Source organism: Rhodococcoides kyotonense, from assembly GCF_900188125.1.
Lineage (GTDB): Bacteria > Actinomycetota > Actinomycetes > Mycobacteriales > Mycobacteriaceae > Rhodococcoides > Rhodococcoides kyotonense.
This window is the reverse complement of the sequence record NZ_FZOW01000003.1, coordinates 331,526-350,344: the sequence shown is the minus strand read 5'-3', so window position 1 is coordinate 350,344 and position 18,819 is coordinate 331,526. Positions and strand designations below refer to the sequence as shown.

Sequence of the window (18,819 nt, the reverse complement as noted above, 5' to 3'; positions counted from 1 at the left end):
GCGCACAAGAAGAGCCCCTGCTCTGCGATCATCCGCAGAGCAGGGGCTCTTTCACTGTGTTGAGGTCCGCCCCGACCAGGGCACAAGTGATTCGTCCGGCAGGGACAGTGTTGAGCGATCCGGACGCGTGGATGTCGGTTGTCGACCGCTGGATGACGCGTCACGACGAGCACGACCGGAACCAGGTCCGCTTTGCATGGTGACTTTGATTCGGGGTCGGCGTGTCAGTTCGATAGCATCGGGTCGTTCAGGTCTCACAACGAGACAGCCGAGAGGTGCGGGTTTCCTCGCCCACGCACACCACCGAGAGGGTGTATGACGAACCGCGGCGGAACTCTCCTCATCCCGCTGGACGGGCAGCTGAACGAGTCGACATTCACGCATTTCGCAGGCGCGGCGCCGCTCGGGCACTGTCTGCGTTCGATGTTGGAGGGTTCGCACACGTTCGATGCGGTCCTCGTGGCAGCCGCGGAGGCCCACACGGTCGATGCTCGGAGCGTGATCGCTGCTGAAGGACTGAAGAACGTCCGGTTGGTGACGGCTGAAGGCAGTGGTACCAGAGCAGATTGCCTCCGGGCCGGCATGCAGGCCTCTTCCTCGAACAGCTCGTTCACCCTCGTCCACGATGTGTCGCGGCCGCTGGCCTCCTGGACGGTTCGCGATCGGATCTGCGACTCACTCGCGGCAGGCAGCGAGTTCGTCATCCCAACACTCGTGATGGTCGACAGCGTCAAATCGGTCGACCAAAGAGGAACAGTGGTCCGAACTGTGGACAGAACCCGTCTGCGGTCGTCTCAGTTTCCGCGCGGTATCGACTCTCGGACACTCACGAATGCCCTGTCCGAACACGACGACACAACCGAATTCGACGAGCTCGCATACGCATTGGACAAGGGGCTCCCGATCACTACTGTCGACGGTGACCCCGACGGCTTCGAGATGCGCGGACCACGAGACAGAGCCTTCGCCGAGGCCATCGTCTCGTGCAGGCTCGCCGGCCGACGGTGAACTTCGGGCCCCGCAGGAGAGCTGTTATCTGTTGTCCACCAACAGTTTCTCCGCCAGGAACAAGTCACGACCGTACGTGACCTTGAAGTTCTGCTCGGCACCTCGGAACGACCGCACATCCAGTTCGGAGAAATGCTCGACGCACGAGGACGTGTCAGTTCCTTCAAAACCCGATCGCGCCGCCGCGACGTACGCGTCGAGTAGTTCGGGTGCGCGGAACGCCTGCGGGGTCTGCACGCGAACCAACGACTCCGGACCGCGTCCACCCAAGATCTGCCCGCCCTCGTCGACCTCTATCAGGCCGGTCGCGGGCAGTGCAGGAACCGATCCGCCGAATTCTCGTGCAACCGACACAGCGGAACGCATCATTTCTGGTCCTGCCAGCGGCCGAGCGGCGTCGTGGATCAGCACGACATCGACGGACCCGTTTCGAATATCGTCCGCCAGGTACTCGAGGGCTTTGAATTCGGACTCGTGCCTGGACTGCCCGCCTTCGACGATCTCGACGTCGATGTCCGGCACCTCACTGCGCAGCACCTCACGCGCCGTGTCCATGTCGGCAGGACCCACAACGAGCAGGATCCGACCGATTTCGTCAGCGTCCGCCAGTGATTCCAGAGTCCACGACACCATTCGACGACCTGCCAACGGCAGATACGCTTTGTTGACGTCCCGGCCTACCCTCGTTCCTTTTCCAGCCGCCAGGACGACTCCGACGGACTCGGGAACGCGACGATCGACCATCGGAAAAGCTTAGCCTTCGACCGAACCTCCAGAGGACACCGGTGCAGGCGAAACAGGGGGCCGTAGACATGGTCGAACCGCACCACGAGTGTGAATGCCCAGAGATCATCGAGACCCGGAGAATATGCCGAAAGATAGTGGCGCGCAGCAGGATAAGCGTCGAATACCTTCACCACCGGCCCACTGCCGAAGGAAGGTGATGCTCTCGCATACATTCGTGTGACTGAAGGCGACATCGGCGGGCACCTGGAGTCGCTCGGATCGAGCGCCCATAGGATGCGACCGTGCCCACCGAAGAACTTGCCCGTTGGAATGCCCAGGAAGCGATCGCAGAGTCGATGATCCCGATCATCGGTACGTTGCATCGCTCGAAGAACGTCACGATCCTTCTGCACAGCAGGTCGCTGGTGAACAAGTCGGTGATCAGCATTCTCCGGACGCACCGTTTCGCGCGGCAGATCAGCGGCGAGGAACTGTCCGTCGACGAGACCTTCCCGTTCCTGCAGGCGCTGGCCGATCTGGATCTGCGGCCGTCGAAGATCGACCTTGCGCTGCTGGTGATGGCGTATCACTCGGACGACCGCGGTCTGTCGGTTCCCGAGTTCACGGCGGAGCAGCTCGATGAGGTGACCGGTGTGGATCCGGACCAGCCGCTGTCCGGGCCGCGGGATGTGGTGCTCTACGGGTTCGGCCGTATCGGTCGACTGGTAGCTCGTTTGTTGATCGAGAAGTCGGGCTCGGGGGGAGGACTGAATCTGCGTGCCGTCGTCGTGCGCAAGGGCGGGGAAGGTGACCTGGCCAAGCGTGCGTCGCTGCTGCGGCGTGACTCGGTCCACGGTCAGTTCAACGGCACGATCAAGATCGACGCGGAGAACAACTCGCTGATCGCGAACGGCAACGTCATCAAGTTCATCTACAGCAACGACCCGTCGGAGGTGGACTACACCGAACACGGAATCGCCGACGCGATCCTCATCGACAACACCGGCAAGTGGCGTGACCGCGACGGGTTGTCCGTGCATCTGCGCCCCGGTATCGCCAAGGTCCTGTTGACCGCACCGGGTAAGGGTGACGTGCCGAATATCGTGCACGGTGTCAACCACCTGACCCAGAGTCCCGACGAGCAGATCTTCTCGTGCGCGTCGTGCACCACCAATGCGATCGTGCCGCCGCTCAAAGCGCTCGACGATGCGTTCGGGATCGTGCGTGGTCACGTCGAGACGGTTCACTCGTTCACCAACGATCAGAACTTGTTGGACAACTTCCACAATGCGGACCGTCGTGGTCGTTCGGCGCCGTTCAACCTGGTGCTGACCGAGACCGGTGCAGCGTCGGCCGTCGCGAAGGCTCTACCCGAGCTGAAGGCCAAGATCACCGGCAACTCCATTCGTGTGCCGACGCCGGATGTGTCCGTCGCGATTCTCAACCTGCAGCTGAAGCGTGAGAGCACCAAGGGCGAGGTGTTGGACTCGCTGCGGTTGGCGTCGCTGACGGGCCCGTTGAGTCGCAACCTCGATTACACGGCAGCGACCGATGCAGTGTCGAGCGACTTCATCGGGTCGAGGGCTGCGTGCATCGTCGACGCGAACGCGGCCATCATCGATGGCGACACGGCGATCGTCTATGTCTGGTACGACAACGAATTCGGCTATTCGAGCCAGGTCGTGCGAACGGTGCAATACCTCTCCGGAATCGAATACCCGACCTATCCGGCAGTCGTATCGAAGAAGTGACACCGTGGTGAACGGGTCGCATGGGGAAGAAGCGATTTCGCGTGCCAGCTCGATCATGAATCGACGTGCAGCCGGATCACAGGTTCCGTAATCGTGCAGAAGCTCGGGATTCCCAGGCTTCGGCGAGAAGTTCGGACAGTTCTTCCGGATCCACTTGGGCCAGGCGAACGAGCACGCTGCTGTGTCCGGCGTAGTGGTCGGTCGTGAAGAATTTCTCGGGATCGGCGTGGATGAGAGCCTCTCGGTCGTCGAGGCTTGCTCTCCAGCACACGAGGACTCCGGGTTCGTCGTGCACGCGGGCAAAGATCTTGCCTGCGACATAGAACGCCGGGGTCCCGTAGCAGGGCCGCTCGGTCACCTCCGGCAGCGCGAGGGCGAGGCGTCGGACGTCGTTCTCGGTGCTCATACGGTCAGGGTTGCACGTGGCGCACGGTCGCGCTGACGATCCGACGCCGATCCGATTACAAGGGAGCCGTCGGCGCTTAGTCTGAAGAAATGGACCCGCCGGTCACCAGATATGTCCAGCGCGACGGTGACGCGCTGGCATATCAGCTGGTCGGCGACGGTGACGCCGACGTGGTGTGGTTCTTCGAGATCAACATGCATCTCGACCTCATGTGGACAGACCCGCAGATGAACTACTTGATGGAGCGCGGCAACAGCTTCGCCCGCACTGCGTTCTTCCAGCGCCGGGGGATCGGATTGTCGGCCCCGGTCGATCACCAGCCCACGATAGAGGAGCAGGCGGACGACATCCTCGCGGTGATGGACGCCGTCGGGATGAGTCGGGTGACGCTCGTCGGAGTCGCGAGCGCAGCGGGGCCGGCCGCGTTGGTCGCCGCACGCTCACCCGAGCGAGTCGCGGCGCTGGTTCTGATCCAGCCGTTCGCCGACCGGCTGATCGTGGACGACGAGGCGCTGCCTCCTGGGTGGGACCGTGAGAACCTCGAACGGTTCGTCAGCAGCTGGCGATCCGCGTACCGACACTGGGGTTCGGGTGAGAGCGCGCCGATGTGGGATCCGGCAGTCGATACACCGGTCAATCGGAGGGTGTCGGCAATGCTCGAGCGGTGCTCGGCTCCACCTGCTACCGCAGAGGAACATCTCGAACATGTTATGCGAGTGAGCTATTCGGATACGCTGCCTGCGATTCAGTGCCCGGCGCGCGTACTGCTGGTTCCTCGCAGCCCGGTATCTCGGGGTGCTGCTCGGCATGTGGCCGACAAGATTCCGAACGGAACCTTCCACGTACTGCCTCCCGCTCCGGCCGGCGCATCACTGGGGGAGTCGTGGGTTCCGATTCTCGAACACGTCGAAGAGATTACCACCGGTGCCCATCGCCCGACCTCCGCGGATCGCTTCTTCGGGGCCGTACTGTTCACCGATATCGTTGGCTCGACGGAAATCCTTGCGCGACTGGGTGACCTGGACTACCAGGCGCTGCGCGCGTCGCACGAGCGCCAGGTACGTGCTGCCGTCGCGCAGGACGGGGGTCGCGTGGTCAGCGTCGCCGGCGACGGTACCTTCAGTGTCTTCGAGAGCGCTCTCGCGGCTGTGCGATGTGCACACCAAATCTCCTCGCAAGCCGGCTCTTTGGGAATCGAAGTCAGGGCGGGTGTGCATACGGGGGAGGTGCAACGAAGTGGACCCGATCTCACCGGAATGACGGTGCATGCAGGAGCGCGCATCGGTGCTGTTGCTGGACCCGGTGAGGTCCTGGTGTCGCAGGCGGTGAGGGACATGACCGTCGGATCCGGAATTACGTTCGAAGACAATGGCATTCACGAGCTGAAGGGAGTTCCGGGGGCATGGCGGTTGTTTGCCCTGACCGAGGGTGTCGAGCGTGAATCGCAGCCCCGATCCCGTGTGCGCCTGTCTGCCGTCGACAAGGCGCTTCTGACGGCGGCCCGTCGTGCACCGCAGGTGCTGCGCGCCATGGTCCGGTTGGGTAACGCGCGTCACCGTCGTCGTCCCGGCTGACGCCATGTGCACGAAAATACGTAGCCTGCTATGTATTTTCGTGCACATGGGCGTAGCCCCTAAGGCGCCAGCACGACGACCGAATTGTGTCCGCCCATGCCGAGGGAGGACTTGACGGTCAATCCGGGCTCGGCGGGGGTGAGGCCGTCGAGGAGGAGCGGATGCGCGTCGGACACCTGGGGTGCCGCCGGAACCAAGTTCCTCTCGAATCCAAGTACAGCAGAAATGGTTTCGACGGCGGATGCCGCGCCCTGGCAGTGTCCGGCAAGGGGTTTGACCGAGTAGACTTGCGCGTTCGAGTCCAGGACCGATTCGAGCATCGTGGCTTCCGCAGCATCGCATTGAGCGGTACCCGGTCCGTGCGCGTTGAGGTAACGCACCTGATCGGGTGACGCCGACGCGTCGGACAGCGCTTCCTCGAAGCACTGCTTCACGTGCGTCAGGTTCGGGTCGATGGAGGTGGCGTGATAGCCGTCGTGTGACATCGATCCGCCGAGAACCGACCCGTATGCGCCGCCGTCGCGGCCGGACAGCACGAACGCAGCAGCCGCTTCGCCGGCGGGGAAGCCGCGGCTTCCGGCCTGGAATGGACGGCACGCCTGCTGCGGCTCGATATCCACCACTCCCACACCGAGATTCACGAAGTGCTCGACGTTCTCCGGGGTGGCGGACAGGTCGGTGGCGACGAACACGACGTCGTCGACGAAACCGGTATCGAGCCACATCTTGGCCGTGATCAACCCTGCATTGCCCGACGCGCACATCGCCGAGACCGCCATGGCCGGGCCGTGAAAACCATACTCCTGCATCATGAGTGACATCGGAGTCGACGGCATCAAGGTGAGATAGTCGCGAACGCGTCGTCGACCTCCTTCTTCGAGATAGAAACTGCGCCACTCGTCGACGTCGCCGAGAACGACCGCATGGAGCAGGCCGACCTTGCGGCCCGGCTTCCATCCCCGCTGTACTGCGTCTTCTATCGCTTCGCGTGCCGATCCCCGCATGGCGCGGCCGAACCTGCTGCTGCCGTCGGCGTCGTCGCCGCCTGTGGGCACTTTCGCCAACCAGACGGGATTGCTGCCGGGGTGGGCGAAATCGTGGTGGAGAGTCGCAGCGGCCTTGCCCGACGCGAGACCGTCCCAGAGTGGGCCGGTGCCCCAGCCGTAACCGGTGACAGCTCCGAGGCCCGTGATGTGTGCACGTGATGAGTTCATGATCAACTTTCTTGTCATCGAGGGGTTGTAGCCGCGGAAATGCGGCTTACATTTGGATTCAACGCCCGAAACCGACCGCGTATCCACCGGAGACGTCGAGGTGCCATCTCGACGAAGCGGAATCTGGGTCGGCGACGGAAAAAGTGGTTCAATCAGCAGCGGCACCGGACGGGTTTGCCGCCGAACATCCATCGGTTCGGTGCACCGCCAGTCGAGGGAGGTTTCGGTTGACGCACGAAGTGCCGCGTCCTGACCCGTCGAACTCGGTGGGGGACGACGAGGTCGCCGCCGCCGATCTGGCAGACCGCTACCGACTGCTTGTCGAACACACTCCTGATGCGATCGTCGTGCATCAGTTCGGTGTTATCCGGTGGATGAACCCTGCCGGGCTGCGCTACTTGGAGGCCGACAGCATCGACCAGGTGAACGGACGCTTCATCACCGACTTCATCGATCCGAGCTCGATCGGGCCGATGCTCGAGCGCATTGCCGGTCTCGACGGCCACGGCGCAGTCAGCAAGCCGTCCGAAGCTGTCGTGATCACTCTCGGCGGTGCGCGCATACCTGCCGAAGCGGTGTCGGTGCGCACCAGTTGGAACGGCGAGCCGGCATTCCAGGTCATTCTTCGTGATCTGACCGAGCACAAGGCCGCTCAGGAATCACTGCGCTATCACGCAGCCTTGGTCAACCATGTCAGCGACGCGATCGTCGGCGTCGCGCCCGACGGCAAGGTTTCTGCGTGGAATCCCGCCGCGGAACAGGTATACGGGCGGCCGGCTGCCGCCGTCGTCGGGAGGTCGTTGTCGACGGCCTTCGGTGTGCCGTGTGATCCCTCGGGCATTCTCGCTGCCGGTGGTCGCGTCACGGACACTCATGTCCATGCCGATGGTTCCGCTCTGTCGGTGACGGTGTCTGCAGCGCAGATGGACGACGGGTTCGTCCTGGTCTGCTCGGATCAGACCGCGGTGCGGCAGGCGGAACGGCACTTCACGACAGTCGTCGAGGCCCTCAACGAAGGCGTCGTCGTGGTCGATCACACCGGTCGAATCACATCGGCGAATCTGTCTGCGAAGCGCGTGTTGGACGTCGAAACCGGAACTCTCACAAGGCAGAACGACGACCTACCGTTCCGGGTGTTCAACACCGACCACGTGCCGATCACACCGGCCGAACATCCGGTCGTCATCGCGCGGCAGTCGAGACGGCCTGCCAGTGCCGTGGTCGGTGTGCAACGACGCCGGGACGGTCGCCGATTCTGGGTGTGGCTGACCGCGACGTTGCTCGACCCGGGAGCGTCGAGTTCTGCGGTCGTCACCACGTTCACCGACGTGACCGAGCAGCACGAAGCAGGCCTCGAACTCGCGCACGCGGCGTCGCACGACGACCTGACCGGGCTACCGAACCGGACGCTGCTTCTCGAACGATTGGGCGACGACAGCGCCCGGCGCTACCCCCTTGCGGTGCTGTTCATCGACCTGGATCACTTCAAGACGATCAACGACACCCACGGCCATGCCGTCGGTGACGAAGCGTTGTGCGCCGTCGCCCAGCGCCTGACGGCAGCGTTGACGCCGGACTCGATGGTCGGCCGTATCGGCGGCGACGAGTTCGTGGCGGTCGTGCCCGCAGGTAGAGGCTCGGAGGCCGACGACATCCGCACGGCGCTGTCGACGCCGATCGTCGTGCGTGGGCAGGCGCTCACGATCGCCGCGAGCATCGGACGGACGACAGTGGCGCGGAACGATCGGCGAACCGCGCGAGAGATCTTGCACGACGCCGATGTCGAGATGTATCAGGCCAAGCCGGTGCGCCAGCAAGGCTGACGGTCGTCAGCGACTACTTTTGCGGGTTCGATAGGCGGCGACGGCAGTGCGATTGCCGCACGCGGTGCTGCAGAACTTTCGCGAGCGGTTACGTGAGAGGTCGAGAACGATCCCGTCGCAGTCGGCGGCGCAGATCTGCAGACGGGACAGCTCGTCGGCTCGGATGACGTCGATCATCGCCATGGCGGATTCGACGGCTATGCGGACAGCGAAGGGGTGGTCGTCGCTCACCGCGTGCAGATGCCAATCGGTGTCGCCGTGTCGCACGAGCCGAGGCAGTGCATTCGCGTCGGACAGGATCTGGTTGACGATGTCTACCGCAGCATCGCGATCACTCGTCAGAAGTTGCCTGAGGCGGGGCCGCAGAGACCGGACGGAGTCGAGTTCCGCCTGGTCGCCGTCGAGGCGGCCGGTGTAGTCGTGGCTTCGATAGAACTCGCGGAGCTGCTCGCATGTGTCGAGGGTGTCCGGGTCTTCGGCCGAATTGGCCAGGAACACGGCCGACACCAACGCACACTCCGTGTCATGGGTGAAAACCATATTGACACCTTACATCGGCCGGTTCTAGTGTCATGAGTCATGACCTTATTGACTGATGACATCGCGGGACGACGGCACTCACGCCTCGCCTCGGGGCTCGTGCTGGCGGTCGCGTCGTCGACGTCGTTCGGGTTGTCCGGACCCTTGGCGAAGAGCCTGCTCGACGCGGGCTGGAGCGCAGGTGCGGCGGTCACGGCCCGGATCCTCATCGCGGCGGCGGTGCTCGTCGTGCCGGGTGTGCTGGCTTTGCGTGGGCAGTGGAATCTGTTGTCGCGCAACATCGTCGTGATACTCGGCTACGGCGCTGTTGCGGTGGCAGGGTGTCAGCTCGCCTACTTCAACGCGGTCGGGTACATGCCGGTCGGTGTTGCGTTGCTGATCGAGTTCACGTCCCCTGTCGTGGTGATCGGGTGGATGTGGTTGCGGCACAAACAAAGTCCGACGGTGAAGACGTTCGGCGGAGCGGCGCTCGCGGCCGTGGGTCTGGTCTTGGTGCTCGATCTGGTGTCGGGCGCCTCGCTCGATCCCGTCGGCGTGTTGTGGGCGCTGGGCGCGATGGTCGGCGCGGCCGTGTACTGGATCATGTCCGCCGACGAGTCGAACGGATTACCTCCGCTGACCCTCGCGGCAGGCGGATTGCTGTGTGGCGGAACCATTCTGCTGCTCGCCGGGCTCGTCGGCATCGTTCCGTTCGCGGCCACGGCGAACGACGTGGTGCTGGCCGACGCAACCCTGCCGTGGTGGGTCTCGATCCTGGGGCTCGGCGTCGTCACGGCTGCGCTGGCGTATGTCTGCGGAATTGCTGCGGGCCGACGCCTCGGTTCGCGGCTGGCATCGTTCGTCGGGCTCACCGAGGTCCTGTCGGCGTTGGTGTTCGCGTGGTTGTTGCTCGGTGAGACGCCGCGTGCCATTCAGATCGGTGGTGGTGTCCTCATTCTGATCGGGGTTGTCGTCGTCAAGATGGGCGAAACCCGCGAACCCGCACTTATGCAGACGAATCCGGGAGTTTCGGGCGCATAAGCGCGGGTTCGAGACTCAGTCGGACAGTGCGCCTCCCGCGGCCGAGATCGCCGGTGGTCGACGAAGGTAGTGCCGGAAACTCATGCGCCGCTCGATCCGGGACGCACGATCATGAGAACGACGACGATCACCCACAGCAGGTTGAAGATTCCCGTCATCATCCCGATGAGTCGTAGCCGCCCGCCCGCGTCGGGGGATTCGAGTGCTTCGCTCTGCAGCGGTGCGATCAGGAGGGCGAGCAGCCCTCCCGCGATGGCGGTGAGCACCATGGCGGCGACGACCCACGAGTCTCCCAGTCGTCCCTGGACCCATGCGAGAACGAGTCCGACGACGGGGACCGTGATCGCCAGGAGTCCGTAGACACGGGTGATGCGATGAAGCACCCGTGCGGTGCCGATGCTTCGCTCGGCGGAGCCGTCGGTCCCGGACACCGGCGCGTACCGCGGGAACAGGCTCGTGACGACGGCGATGGGGCCGACGAAAAGAATGCCCGCCACGACGTGGACGGACAGCAGCAGCGATTCCATAACCTTCAGGGTAACTGAAGGCCGTCAAGTGTGCGGCAGGCGGTGAAACGGCCGTCAGTTCCCGTTGGAAACGGCGAGGCCGAGGAGGTGGTAGCTCAAGGTCTTGCCATGACCGTCGAGCTCGGCCGACCCCGTCACCCCGCCGCCCAGCTGCCCGGGTAGCTCGAACACCATCGCCGTCAGGTTCTCCTGAAGCGTTCGCCGGGGGCTCCGAGTCGTGCGGTTGCCGAAGTGTGCAACGACCCTGTCCAGGGTGAGGGATTCGACCAGGTGGTCGTACGCGCGGCGGTCCCGAGCGATGACGGCGAGTATCAACGTGTCGCCTTTGTCTCCGGTGCGAACGTCTGCAAGGTCGTCAACGGTGATCATCGGCTCGTCTCCATGATGTGGACGTCGGTGTGTACGAGGGTGCGGGGGATCGAAGTGGACTGGATGGACAGCACTTCCGACATCCATCGGCGCGCACCGCCGCCCGCAGCAGGTCCGTTGGTGTACAGGCTCTCGACTTCCCACCCCACCAGGTCGGCTTCCTCCGGCGACGACGTCCTGGCGGTGACGCGCACCCGAACCTCGCTCGCCGACGAGTCCGTCGCGAGATCCCGGAAAGCCGCTCCGGCGCCGATGAATTCGCACATGATGTCATCCGGGCCGATCCCGTGCACGGTGGCCAACCGTTCGATGACGATGTCCGCTGCCAACCTCGCGCGGTCGTAGGCTCGGGGACCGGCGTAACTGATCTGACCTTCTCCGATCCATCCGTCGAGGAAGCCGAGCGTGACCTTCAACTCGTCGGGGCGCGTGGTCCCGGTAGCGCCGGAGACGGCAACACGATCGGGGCCGACCTGATCGAATCGCACGGAGCCGAAATCCGCTGTGACATCAGGTGTCAGGTACGCATTCGGATCTCCCACCTCGTACAAGAGCTGCTCCGCGCAGGTGCGCGGGGTGAGAATTCCTCCCGAGGATTCGAGCTTCCCGAGAACGGCGGTCCCGTCGATGGCGACGTCGGCGAACGGGAACCCGAGATCGGCAAGTCCGGGAACAGGTTTCGTGACCGGATCTGCGAAATAGCCGCCAGTCAACTGCCCAGCGCATTCGAGCAGATGTCCGACGGCAGTAGCCGCACCCACCGTGGCCGTATCGCCCAATTCCCAACCGAATTCGTGAGCAAGCGGCGCAACGTACAGCGACGGGTCCGCGAGCCGGCCGGTGACGACGATGTCCGCGTCTCGTTCGAGCGCCGGGATCACGGCATTCGCACCGATGTACGCGTTGGCGCAGACGAGTTGGGCTGTGTGGGCGGACAACGGCTTTCCCGTTTCCCAGACGATGGGATCCACCGCCTCGACCGTCTCGAGCACGTCGTCTCCCGTGACGGCCGCGACTCTGGCGGAGTCTCCTGCGATGGTCGCGATCATGCGTGCCGCAGCCATGGGGTTCGCGGCGCCACCATTGGTGACGATCCGTGTGCCGCGTCGAACTGTGTGCGGTAGAACAGCTTCGATGCGGGCACGCAGTAACGGATCGAATCCCGACGACGGGTCGACGAGGCGACGTGCATTCCCCGCCGCGACGGTCCGTTCCCCGAGGCACTCGAAGATCAGATAGTCGAGATCGCCGTCGCGAGCGAGTTTTTCGGCGGGATCGATGCGGTCACCGGAGAAGCCCGAGCCTGCGCCGACGCGGACCGTGCGGTTGGTGGTGGTCACAGCGAGATCGCTCCTGTCAGCAGGGCCATCATGGTCATGACGATGGTGGTGCCGAACGCCCATCCGAAGATGAAGCGTTGATGCTTGCCCAACTCCACGTTCGTCATTCCCACCAGAATGAACGTGGATGCGGTCAGTGGACTCAGTGGGAACCCGGTGGTCATCTGACCCAGGATGGCAGCTCGTCCGATCTCGAACGGATCTCCGCCGAACGACGCGGTTGTCTCCGCCAAGACGGGTACGACGCCGAAATAGTAGGCGTCAGGGGTGAATACGAGACTGAGGGGCATCGACGTCACCGCGGTGATCAGTGGAAGAAACGAACCGGCCGAATCGGGAATCCACGAGACGAAAGCTTCGGCCATCGCCGTGATCATGCCGGTGCCGTTGAGGATTCCGGTGAGAACTCCCGCCGCGAGAATCATGACGACGACCATCGTGACGTTGCCGCCGTGCTTGGCGAACAGTTCCTGTTGCTGATCCCACTTCGGGCGGTTCACGACGATGGCGAGCGCGAATGCAATAGCGAAAGCGACCTGAAGCGGGGCGAGTTGGAACAGGAGGATGACCAACAGCACCAGAGTGAGAACGACGTTGAACGTCATCACGACCGGATGCACTCGGGCGCGGGTCGGGATGTCGTCGACGTGCGGGGTGCCCGGTCCTGCCTTGACGACCGGAGCTACGACGGTGCCCAGGCGCTTGCCTTCCATCCTGCCGATCAGGAACGCGGAGAACACGACCCACAGTGCGCCTACGGCCATGGCAGGCACGACAGGGGTGAAGATGTCACCGCTGGTGGCGTCGAGGGCTGCCATCGCGCGTACGGTCGGTCCGCCCCACGGGATCATGTTCATGACGCCTGCGCCGAGGCAGACGATGCCGGTGAGAGCGAGCGGCCGCATCCCGATGCGCTGGTAGATCGGCAGCATTGCGGACACCATGATCAGGAAGGTGGACGTGCCGTCACCGTCTAGTGCCACGAGGAGCGTGAGTACCGCGGTACCCATCGCGATCTTCGTCGGACTGCCGCCTGCCCACCGCACCACTCTTCGGATGGCGGGGTCGAACAGTCCTTGATCGACCATCAGGCTGAAGTACAGGACTGCGAACGCGATCATGATCGCGACGGGTGCGACCTTGATGAGGCCGTCGGCGATCATGCCGCCCAGTTCGGGAGCGAAGCCCCCGATGAGAGCGAACGCGATCGGTACCAGGACGAGGGCGACCAGTACGGACACTCGTCGCGTGAACGTCAACGCGAGGAACGTGGCAATAGTGGCGAAGCCGAGAGCGGCAAGCATGTGATCTCCTTCAGGGGCTGAAGGGATTGTTGCCCGCATCACAAATGCAAGTCCAATATCAATTGGCGATCGTTTGATGACACTTGTACATAGACTGCGCTCATGGCCGTCAATCTCGGGGTGCAGCACCTTCGGTGCATCGCTGCTATCGCAGAACACGAAAGTTTCACCGAGGCTGCCACCGCACTGGGCATGGTGCAGTCGTCGCTCAGCAGATCCGTTGCCGAGGCCGAACGCAGGCTGGACGTGACACTGTTCGAGAGAACCACCCGAAAAGTCGTCGTGACGCCGGACGGTCGTGCCGTCACCGAATATGCGCGACAGATGGTGTCCGACTTCGACGAGGGGCTTGCTCAGATCTCGCGCTTCGTCACCGGGGATCGCGGCACGGTGTCGATGGCGTGTCTGCCCTCGCTGGCGGCGACGTTCCTACCGCCGTACGTGGTGAGGTTCCGTCGAGCGCACCCGGACGTGCAACTCGACATTCGAGACGGCCTTCGTCGCGAGTCCCTCGATTTGCTGTTCGACGGCACGGTCGACATCGCGCTCGTGTCGACTCCATCGGTGATCCCGGGTGTTCTGCAGCAGACGCTGACGACGGACTCGTTCTACTGCGCGCTGCTGCCGACCCATCGGTTGGCGAACCGCACGGAACTCGACTGGACCGATCTCGAGGGCGAGCCCTTCATCGCGTTCGGACCGCAGAGCAGTATCGCCGAACCCGTCCTGCAGGCGTTGCACGCTGCAGGTGTCACGACGGGTCCGGTGATGCACGCGCAGAACGTCGGAGCCGTCGCCGGTCTCGTGGCGGCGGATCTGGGGATCACCGCGGTGCCGCGGATGGTGCTGCCGATGATGGTGTTCGCCGGATTGGTACATATTCCGCTCGTGCCGACGGTCGAGCGGATCATCTCGCTCGTGCGCGTCGAGAACAGGCACGAGACCGCAAGTGTGAAGAATTTCGTTCGGTGTCTCCTGACGGACCAGACCGAGTTGGCGGAGCTCACGGCTCCCGGGGGCGCCGCATTTCGGTGAAACGTTCGGTCCCCATTGCCGTGGTGATACATCCGAGCACGAGTATCACCACACCGGCGACGACGTTGGACCAGATCATCCCCGTCGTGGTCGAGACGTCGGCGATGATCCACGGCGAGACGATCAACCACAGACCGAGAAGGGGGACGATGAACGCCATGCCGTGGGTTCGTCCGTATGCCGCTCCGAGTGCAAGCGCGAGGATCGAAACCGCAAGTCCGCACATGAGATTCGATACGGTGAGCGCGGTGGCACCGTTGGCGGCGGTGAGGAACGCGGGTCCGTTGTCGAACCCACCGAATCCCACGATCCACGACGACGCGGCCGCGTAGAGGCCCGCCAGCAACAGCAACCCGTCGGTCACTTGCGCTGTGGGTCGACCGAATGCCTCGTCGTAGTGATCGCGTAGCGACGCGATGTCGGGGTGTGTGTGCATGGATAGATTCGTCGATGTCGACATGGATCTCATCTCCTCGAGGGGGTGGAGGGGCGCACGTGTACCACGTACTGTCCAGTCCACCGCTGCGTCTACCCACGGGATAGGGTCCAAGGTCCCGGTCAGGGCAGTGGTGCCCACCAGGTCAGCGTCGTGCCACCGGATTCGCTGGGGCCGACCGTCATGTCGCCGCCACATGCCTCGGCGCGCGAGTGGAGATTCTTGAGTCCGCTGACGGCCGCGTCGTCGGAGATGCCTCGGCCGTCGTCGGTCACGTCGATGGTGAGGTTGTCGCCGACGGAGATGGAGATGGCCACGGTCTTCGCGTGGGCGTGCCGGACGCAGTTGCTGATGGCCTCGCGAAGGACCGCGAGCGAGTGCGCGGCAAGCGCAGGGTCGACGACCGACAGCGGCCCACTGACTCTCACGGTCGTGCGCAGGCCCGAGTCGTCGACCATCTCGTCGATGATTTCGTTGAAATGACGTCGAAGTGCGCTGGCGCCCATATCTTCGGACTGCAGGTCGAAGATCGCGGATCGTATGTCCTGCACCGTGTCCTGCAGGTCGTCGATCGTCGTCGCGAGGCGGCTTCGGACCTCGGGTGAGATCGCGCGTTGGGCGGTGCCCTGCAGCGACAAGCCGGCCGCGAAGATGCGTTGGATGACGTGATCGTGCAACTCTCGTGCGATACGGTCGCGGTCGGCCAGTATGTCCAACTCCCGCAGTCGACGCGACGAGTTGGCCGTTTGAACCGTCAGTGCCGCTTGATCACCGAAGGTTGCGACCAGATCGAGCTGCATGTCGGTGAAGGCCTCCGCGCCGTCTCGTCGCAGCACCACGAGAACGCCGGTCACTCGATCCGGCGCTCGAAGTGGAGAGATCAGAGCGGGGCCGTATTCGTCGGGAAGCTTTGCGGTGGCGTTGTATTGGAGGTGCGAGCTGCGGATCGGCTGTCGTGTGCGGAACGACTCGCCCGACGTCGAACCGTGCACCGGCAGCATGGTCCCGATCACCGCGTCCGGATTGTCCGACGGTCTTCCGGACGCGACGCTCACGACGAGGTCGGTGACGTTCTCGGCTCGTGCGTCGGGATCGGACGGTACGGCGATGAACGCGAGATCGCCGGACGTCAGCACCAGAGCCTTCTGCGCGACGGTCTGCAGCACGTCGTCCGGCGCTGTGCCACTGAGCAATTCGGTTGCGATGTCGCGCGTCGCCTCGATCCAAGACTGCCGCGTGCGCGCGTCGTCGTACAGGCGCGCGTTCTCGATCGCCGTTCCTGCCGCGGACGCGAGAGCCTGCACGACGGCCTCGTCGTCGTCGGTGAATTCTCTGTCGCCGTTCTTCTCGGTCAGATACAGATTGCCGAAGACCTCACCTCGAATTCGGATGGGTACTCCGAGAAAGGATGTCATCGGCGGATGGTGCGCCGGAAAACCGATCGACGACGGGTGTGCTGCCAAATTGCTGAGCCGAATCGCTTTCGGTTCGTCGATGAGCAACCCGAGAACTCCGCCGCCGGTGGGTAGAGGGCCGATCCTCGCTGCCGACTCGTCGTCGATTCCGTGGAATATGAACGAGCTGAGTTCGTGATTCTCGCCGCGAATTCCGAGAGCGCCGTATTTGGCGTCGACCAGATCGATCGCCGACGCCACGATCGACCGAAGAGTGGCGTCGAGATCGAGGCTCGCCGAAATGACGAGCATCGATCGGAGCAAACCGTCGAACTGCTCGCGCGCTTCGGTGATCTTGCCGATATGTTCACTGAGCTCGTTCAAGAGTTCGTGAAGACGCATCTGCGAGAGCGTGTCCTGCAGATCCTGGGCGGCAACCCGCCTGTCGGCACCCCCTGTACCTACCATCGCTTCAGTATGCGCGTGAAGAATGGTGGACGGAAACGCGTGGATGATGCTCGTCGTGTTTATTCGTTCAATTTCGACGCATAGACTGCCGCTTGTGTACGCCGCTCCATTCCGAGTTTGGCCAACAGTCGTGAAACATAATTCTTGACAGTTTTCTCCGCCAGAAACATACGCTCGGCAATTTGCCGATTCGTCAGGCCTTCACCGAGAAGTGTCAACAATGTGCGCTCGCGATCGGTGAGTTCCGCCAGTGGGCCGCGTGCGTCGTTGTTGGACCTCAATTTCTCCATCAGCACGGCGGCCGCCCGGTTGTCCAACAGTGATTTACCGTTGCCGATGTCCTTGATCGCCGACGTCAATTCCATCCCTTTGATGTCCTTGACGATGTAGCCTTTCGCGCCTGCGAGTATCGCGTCGAGCATCGCTTGATCCTCGGTGAATGACGTCAGGATCAAGCAGTGCAGGTCGGGCATCATCGACATCAGTTCGCGACACAGTTCGACGCCGTTGCCGTCCGGGAGCTGGACGTCGAGTACCGCCACGTCCGGGCGAAGCGCCGGTATCCGTGCGAGGGCGTTGCTCATCGACCCTGCCTCGCCCGTGACGGTCAATTCTGGGTCCGAATCGATGAGATCGATCAGACCACGACGAACGATCTCATGGTCGTCGACCAGGAATACAGTGATCACGGCTGCTCCTGAACATTCTTCTGTGGAGGAAAGCATACTGTCGCAGTCGTCCGCGCAAGCTGGAACAAGTCCCCTGAATTCGGTGACGATGGCCCCTGTCGGCAGTCGAGTGCCGCGTCGACAGTGGAGGCAATCGGCAGCGTCCGATCGTGCCGAGAAGTTCGTTCGTGCCGATCGAGGAGGCCCGCCCGTGAACGTCGAACCCGATTCGGCAGTCGTCGCTATGCTCGTCGACCTTGCGTGTCGGGCGCCGTCGGTGCACAACAGTCAGCCCTGGCGGTGGAAGTATTCGAACGGCTTTCTCGACATGTTCTCGGATCGAACGAGGTTGCTGGACGTCATCGATCCCGACGGCAGGCAGATGCTGATCAGTTGCGGAGCAGCACTGGATCATCTGCAGAAGGCGGCCGAGGCGTCGCGGTGGACGGCGGAGATCGAAACACTTCCGACGCCTGGTGGGCCGCGTCATCTCGCGCGAATTCGGTTCGTACCGGGCGCGCGGCCGCGATCGCATGAGTTCGATCTGCTGACCGCGATCAATCGCCGGTACACGGACCGACGACCCTTCGGCGGCGTTCGTCAGGACGTGGTGATCAGCCCGGAGATGCGCCGGGCGGCCGACGTGAACCAGACCATCCTTGCGGCGCTGACCGACGGCGCGAAAGACGTTCTCGCAGAGGCATCTCGAACGAGTGCGAACACCCGCAGGTACGACGCGACGTATCAGGCCGAACTCCGGTGGTGGGCGGGTCACGGTTTCGAGGTGGATGGCATTCCGCCTCAGGCGCTTTCGGATCGTGCGCAGGCGGCCTCGATTCCGGTGGGGCGTGCGTTCCCGGTGCGCGACGACGGTTCGGCGGTGGATGCGCCGGAAGACGAATCCTCGGTCCTGCTGCTGGCGACGCGTTCCGACGGCCCTCTCGATTGGTTGCGCTGCGGGCGCGCGTTGTCGTCGGTGCTGTTGGAGGCGACTGTGCGAGGTCTCGCGACGTGCCCGCTGACGCATATGACCGAGCAGTCCGGTAGCCGTGCGATCGTGGCGTCGCTCGCGCCGCACGGCGGGATACCGCAGGTGCTCGTCAGAGTCGGAACTCCGGTGGGTCACGCTCCGCCCACGAGGACTCCGCGACAGAAGGTTTCGACGGTTCTGTCCATCGAGGGTGTTCGCGAGCGGTCGTTTCGAACGACCATGTAG

18 protein-coding genes are annotated in these 18,819 nt (G+C 63.6%); 7 read left to right on the top strand and 11 right to left on the bottom strand.

Going from position 1 to position 18,819, the window contains the following annotated elements:
• Positions 1 to 315 precede the first annotated feature (315 nt).
• Complete coding sequence (locus tag CHB96_RS07200; protein WP_089244498.1) at positions 316 to 1,008, top strand: IspD/TarI family cytidylyltransferase; 693 nt, start codon at positions 316 to 318, stop codon at positions 1,006 to 1,008.
• Between the two features lie 24 nt (positions 1,009 to 1,032).
• On the opposite strand, the gene CHB96_RS07195 is transcribed toward CHB96_RS07200, so the two are convergent.
• On the bottom strand, positions 1,033 to 1,752 hold the full coding sequence (locus CHB96_RS07195) for an IspD/TarI family cytidylyltransferase (RefSeq protein ID WP_089244496.1): 720 nt from the start codon (positions 1,750 to 1,752) through the stop codon (positions 1,033 to 1,035).
• Positions 1,753 to 2,036: 284 nt separating this feature from the next.
• On the opposite strand from CHB96_RS07195, the gene CHB96_RS07190 reads away from it, so the two are divergent.
• Positions 2,037 to 3,485, top strand: coding sequence for a glyceraldehyde-3-phosphate dehydrogenase (locus CHB96_RS07190; RefSeq protein ID WP_089244494.1), 1,449 nt, complete (start codon positions 2,037 to 2,039; stop codon positions 3,483 to 3,485).
• 76 nt (positions 3,486 to 3,561) lie between these two features.
• Here the strand turns inward: CHB96_RS07190 and CHB96_RS07185 are convergent, their stop codons facing one another.
• On the bottom strand, positions 3,562 to 3,891 hold the full coding sequence (locus CHB96_RS07185) for an MmcQ/YjbR family DNA-binding protein (protein ID WP_089244492.1): 330 nt from the start codon (positions 3,889 to 3,891) through the stop codon (positions 3,562 to 3,564).
• A gap of 89 nt (positions 3,892 to 3,980) precedes the next feature.
• Here CHB96_RS07185 and CHB96_RS07180 point away from each other — a divergent pair, with 89 nt between their 5' ends.
• Positions 3,981 to 5,465, top strand: a complete 1,485-nt coding sequence (locus CHB96_RS07180) for an adenylate/guanylate cyclase domain-containing protein (RefSeq protein WP_089244490.1) — start codon at positions 3,981 to 3,983, stop codon at positions 5,463 to 5,465.
• Positions 5,466 to 5,524: 59 nt separating this feature from the next.
• Here CHB96_RS07180 and CHB96_RS07175 read toward each other — a convergent pair whose 3' ends face one another.
• Entirely contained in the window at positions 5,525 to 6,679 is a 1,155-nt protein-coding gene (locus CHB96_RS07175; RefSeq protein ID WP_089244488.1) for a beta-ketoacyl synthase N-terminal-like domain-containing protein, read from the bottom strand.
• Positions 6,680 to 6,906: 227 nt separating this feature from the next.
• Here CHB96_RS07175 and CHB96_RS07170 point away from each other — a divergent pair, with 227 nt between their 5' ends.
• A complete protein-coding gene (locus CHB96_RS07170; RefSeq protein WP_176444184.1) occupies positions 6,907 to 8,502 on the top strand; it encodes a sensor domain-containing diguanylate cyclase in 1,596 nt (531 codons plus the stop codon).
• Positions 8,503 to 8,508: 6 nt separating this feature from the next.
• Here the strand turns inward: CHB96_RS07170 and CHB96_RS07165 are convergent, their stop codons facing one another.
• Positions 8,509 to 9,042, bottom strand: a complete 534-nt coding sequence (locus CHB96_RS07165; protein WP_089244484.1) for a CGNR zinc finger domain-containing protein — start codon at positions 9,040 to 9,042, stop codon at positions 8,509 to 8,511.
• A gap of 39 nt (positions 9,043 to 9,081) precedes the next feature.
• Between CHB96_RS07165 and CHB96_RS07160 the strand changes: the two genes are divergently transcribed.
• Positions 9,082 to 10,062, top strand: coding sequence for an EamA family transporter (locus CHB96_RS07160; protein ID WP_089244482.1), 981 nt, complete (start codon positions 9,082 to 9,084; stop codon positions 10,060 to 10,062).
• Positions 10,063 to 10,142: 80 nt separating this feature from the next.
• Here CHB96_RS07160 and CHB96_RS07155 read toward each other — a convergent pair whose 3' ends face one another.
• The 4 genes from CHB96_RS07155 to CHB96_RS07140 are packed head-to-tail and all read right to left on the bottom strand — an operon-like array spanning position 10,143 to position 13,602.
• The gene (locus tag CHB96_RS07155) at positions 10,143 to 10,589 is read right to left on the bottom strand and encodes a hypothetical protein (RefSeq protein WP_089244480.1); all 447 of its coding nucleotides are present in this window, start codon (positions 10,587 to 10,589) and stop codon (positions 10,143 to 10,145) included.
• Between the two features lie 54 nt (positions 10,590 to 10,643).
• Complete coding sequence (locus CHB96_RS07150) at positions 10,644 to 10,958, bottom strand: AtuA-related protein (RefSeq protein WP_089244478.1); 315 nt, start codon at positions 10,956 to 10,958, stop codon at positions 10,644 to 10,646.
• On the bottom strand, positions 10,955 to 12,298 hold the full coding sequence (locus CHB96_RS07145) for an acyclic terpene utilization AtuA family protein (RefSeq protein ID WP_245865323.1): 1,344 nt from the start codon (positions 12,296 to 12,298) through the stop codon (positions 10,955 to 10,957). Before CHB96_RS07145 ends, CHB96_RS07150 begins: the two co-directional genes overlap by 4 nt.
• Entirely contained in the window at positions 12,295 to 13,602 is a 1,308-nt protein-coding gene (locus CHB96_RS07140; RefSeq protein WP_089244474.1) for a CitMHS family transporter, read from the bottom strand. The genes CHB96_RS07145 and CHB96_RS07140 overlap by 4 nt, the downstream gene beginning before the upstream one ends.
• Before the next feature lie 102 nt (positions 13,603 to 13,704).
• On the opposite strand from CHB96_RS07140, the gene CHB96_RS07135 reads away from it, so the two are divergent.
• Positions 13,705 to 14,637, top strand: coding sequence for a LysR family transcriptional regulator (locus CHB96_RS07135; protein WP_089244472.1), 933 nt, complete (start codon positions 13,705 to 13,707; stop codon positions 14,635 to 14,637).
• Here CHB96_RS07135 and CHB96_RS07130 read toward each other — a convergent pair.
• From CHB96_RS07130 to CHB96_RS07120, 3 genes are all read right to left on the bottom strand, one after another.
• Positions 14,606 to 15,073 (bottom strand): SPW repeat protein, encoded by a 468-nt coding sequence (locus CHB96_RS07130; protein ID WP_089244470.1) that lies wholly within the window; start codon positions 15,071 to 15,073, stop codon positions 14,606 to 14,608. The two genes, CHB96_RS07135 and CHB96_RS07130, sit on opposite strands and share 32 nt — an antisense overlap.
• Positions 15,074 to 15,195: 122 nt before the next feature.
• A complete protein-coding gene (locus CHB96_RS07125; RefSeq protein ID WP_089244468.1) occupies positions 15,196 to 16,935 on the bottom strand; it encodes a GAF domain-containing sensor histidine kinase in 1,740 nt (579 codons plus the stop codon).
• A gap of 59 nt (positions 16,936 to 16,994) precedes the next feature.
• Entirely contained in the window at positions 16,995 to 17,624 is a 630-nt protein-coding gene (locus CHB96_RS07120; protein ID WP_089244773.1) for a response regulator transcription factor, read from the bottom strand.
• Positions 17,625 to 17,814: 190 nt separating this feature from the next.
• On the opposite strand from CHB96_RS07120, the gene CHB96_RS07115 reads away from it, so the two are divergent.
• A complete protein-coding gene (locus tag CHB96_RS07115) occupies positions 17,815 to 18,819 on the top strand; it encodes an Acg family FMN-binding oxidoreductase (RefSeq protein WP_245865322.1) in 1,005 nt (334 codons plus the stop codon).

What these genes read in the sequence shown, in the direction of transcription:
- CHB96_RS07150 (WP_089244478.1), bottom strand. Translation starts at nt 10,958, where the DNA reads ATGATCACCGTTGACGACCTTGCAGACGTTCGCACCGGAGACAAAGGC.
- CHB96_RS07125 (WP_089244468.1), bottom strand. Translation starts at nt 16,935, where the DNA reads ATGGTAGGTACAGGGGGTGCCGACAGGCGGGTTGCCGCCCAGGATCTG.
- CHB96_RS07160 (WP_089244482.1), top strand. Translation starts at nt 9,082, where the DNA reads ATGACCTTATTGACTGATGACATCGCGGGACGACGGCACTCACGCCTC.
- CHB96_RS07155 (WP_089244480.1), bottom strand. Translation starts at nt 10,589, where the DNA reads ATGGAATCGCTGCTGCTGTCCGTCCACGTCGTGGCGGGCATTCTTTTC.
- CHB96_RS07135 (WP_089244472.1), top strand. Translation starts at nt 13,705, where the DNA reads ATGGCCGTCAATCTCGGGGTGCAGCACCTTCGGTGCATCGCTGCTATC.
- CHB96_RS07130 (WP_089244470.1), bottom strand. Translation starts at nt 15,073, where the DNA reads ATGCACACACACCCCGACATCGCGTCGCTACGCGATCACTACGACGAG.
- CHB96_RS07165 (WP_089244484.1), bottom strand. Translation starts at nt 9,042, where the DNA reads ATGGTTTTCACCCATGACACGGAGTGTGCGTTGGTGTCGGCCGTGTTC.
- CHB96_RS07140 (WP_089244474.1), bottom strand. Translation starts at nt 13,602, where the DNA reads ATGCTTGCCGCTCTCGGCTTCGCCACTATTGCCACGTTCCTCGCGTTG.
- CHB96_RS07195 (WP_089244496.1), bottom strand. Translation starts at nt 1,752, where the DNA reads ATGGTCGATCGTCGCGTTCCCGAGTCCGTCGGAGTCGTCCTGGCGGCT.
- CHB96_RS07200 (WP_089244498.1), top strand. Translation starts at nt 316, where the DNA reads ATGACGAACCGCGGCGGAACTCTCCTCATCCCGCTGGACGGGCAGCTG.
- CHB96_RS07185 (WP_089244492.1), bottom strand. Translation starts at nt 3,891, where the DNA reads ATGAGCACCGAGAACGACGTCCGACGCCTCGCCCTCGCGCTGCCGGAG.
- CHB96_RS07180 (WP_089244490.1), top strand. Translation starts at nt 3,981, where the DNA reads ATGGACCCGCCGGTCACCAGATATGTCCAGCGCGACGGTGACGCGCTG.
- CHB96_RS07175 (WP_089244488.1), bottom strand. Translation starts at nt 6,679, where the DNA reads ATGAACTCATCACGTGCACACATCACGGGCCTCGGAGCTGTCACCGGT.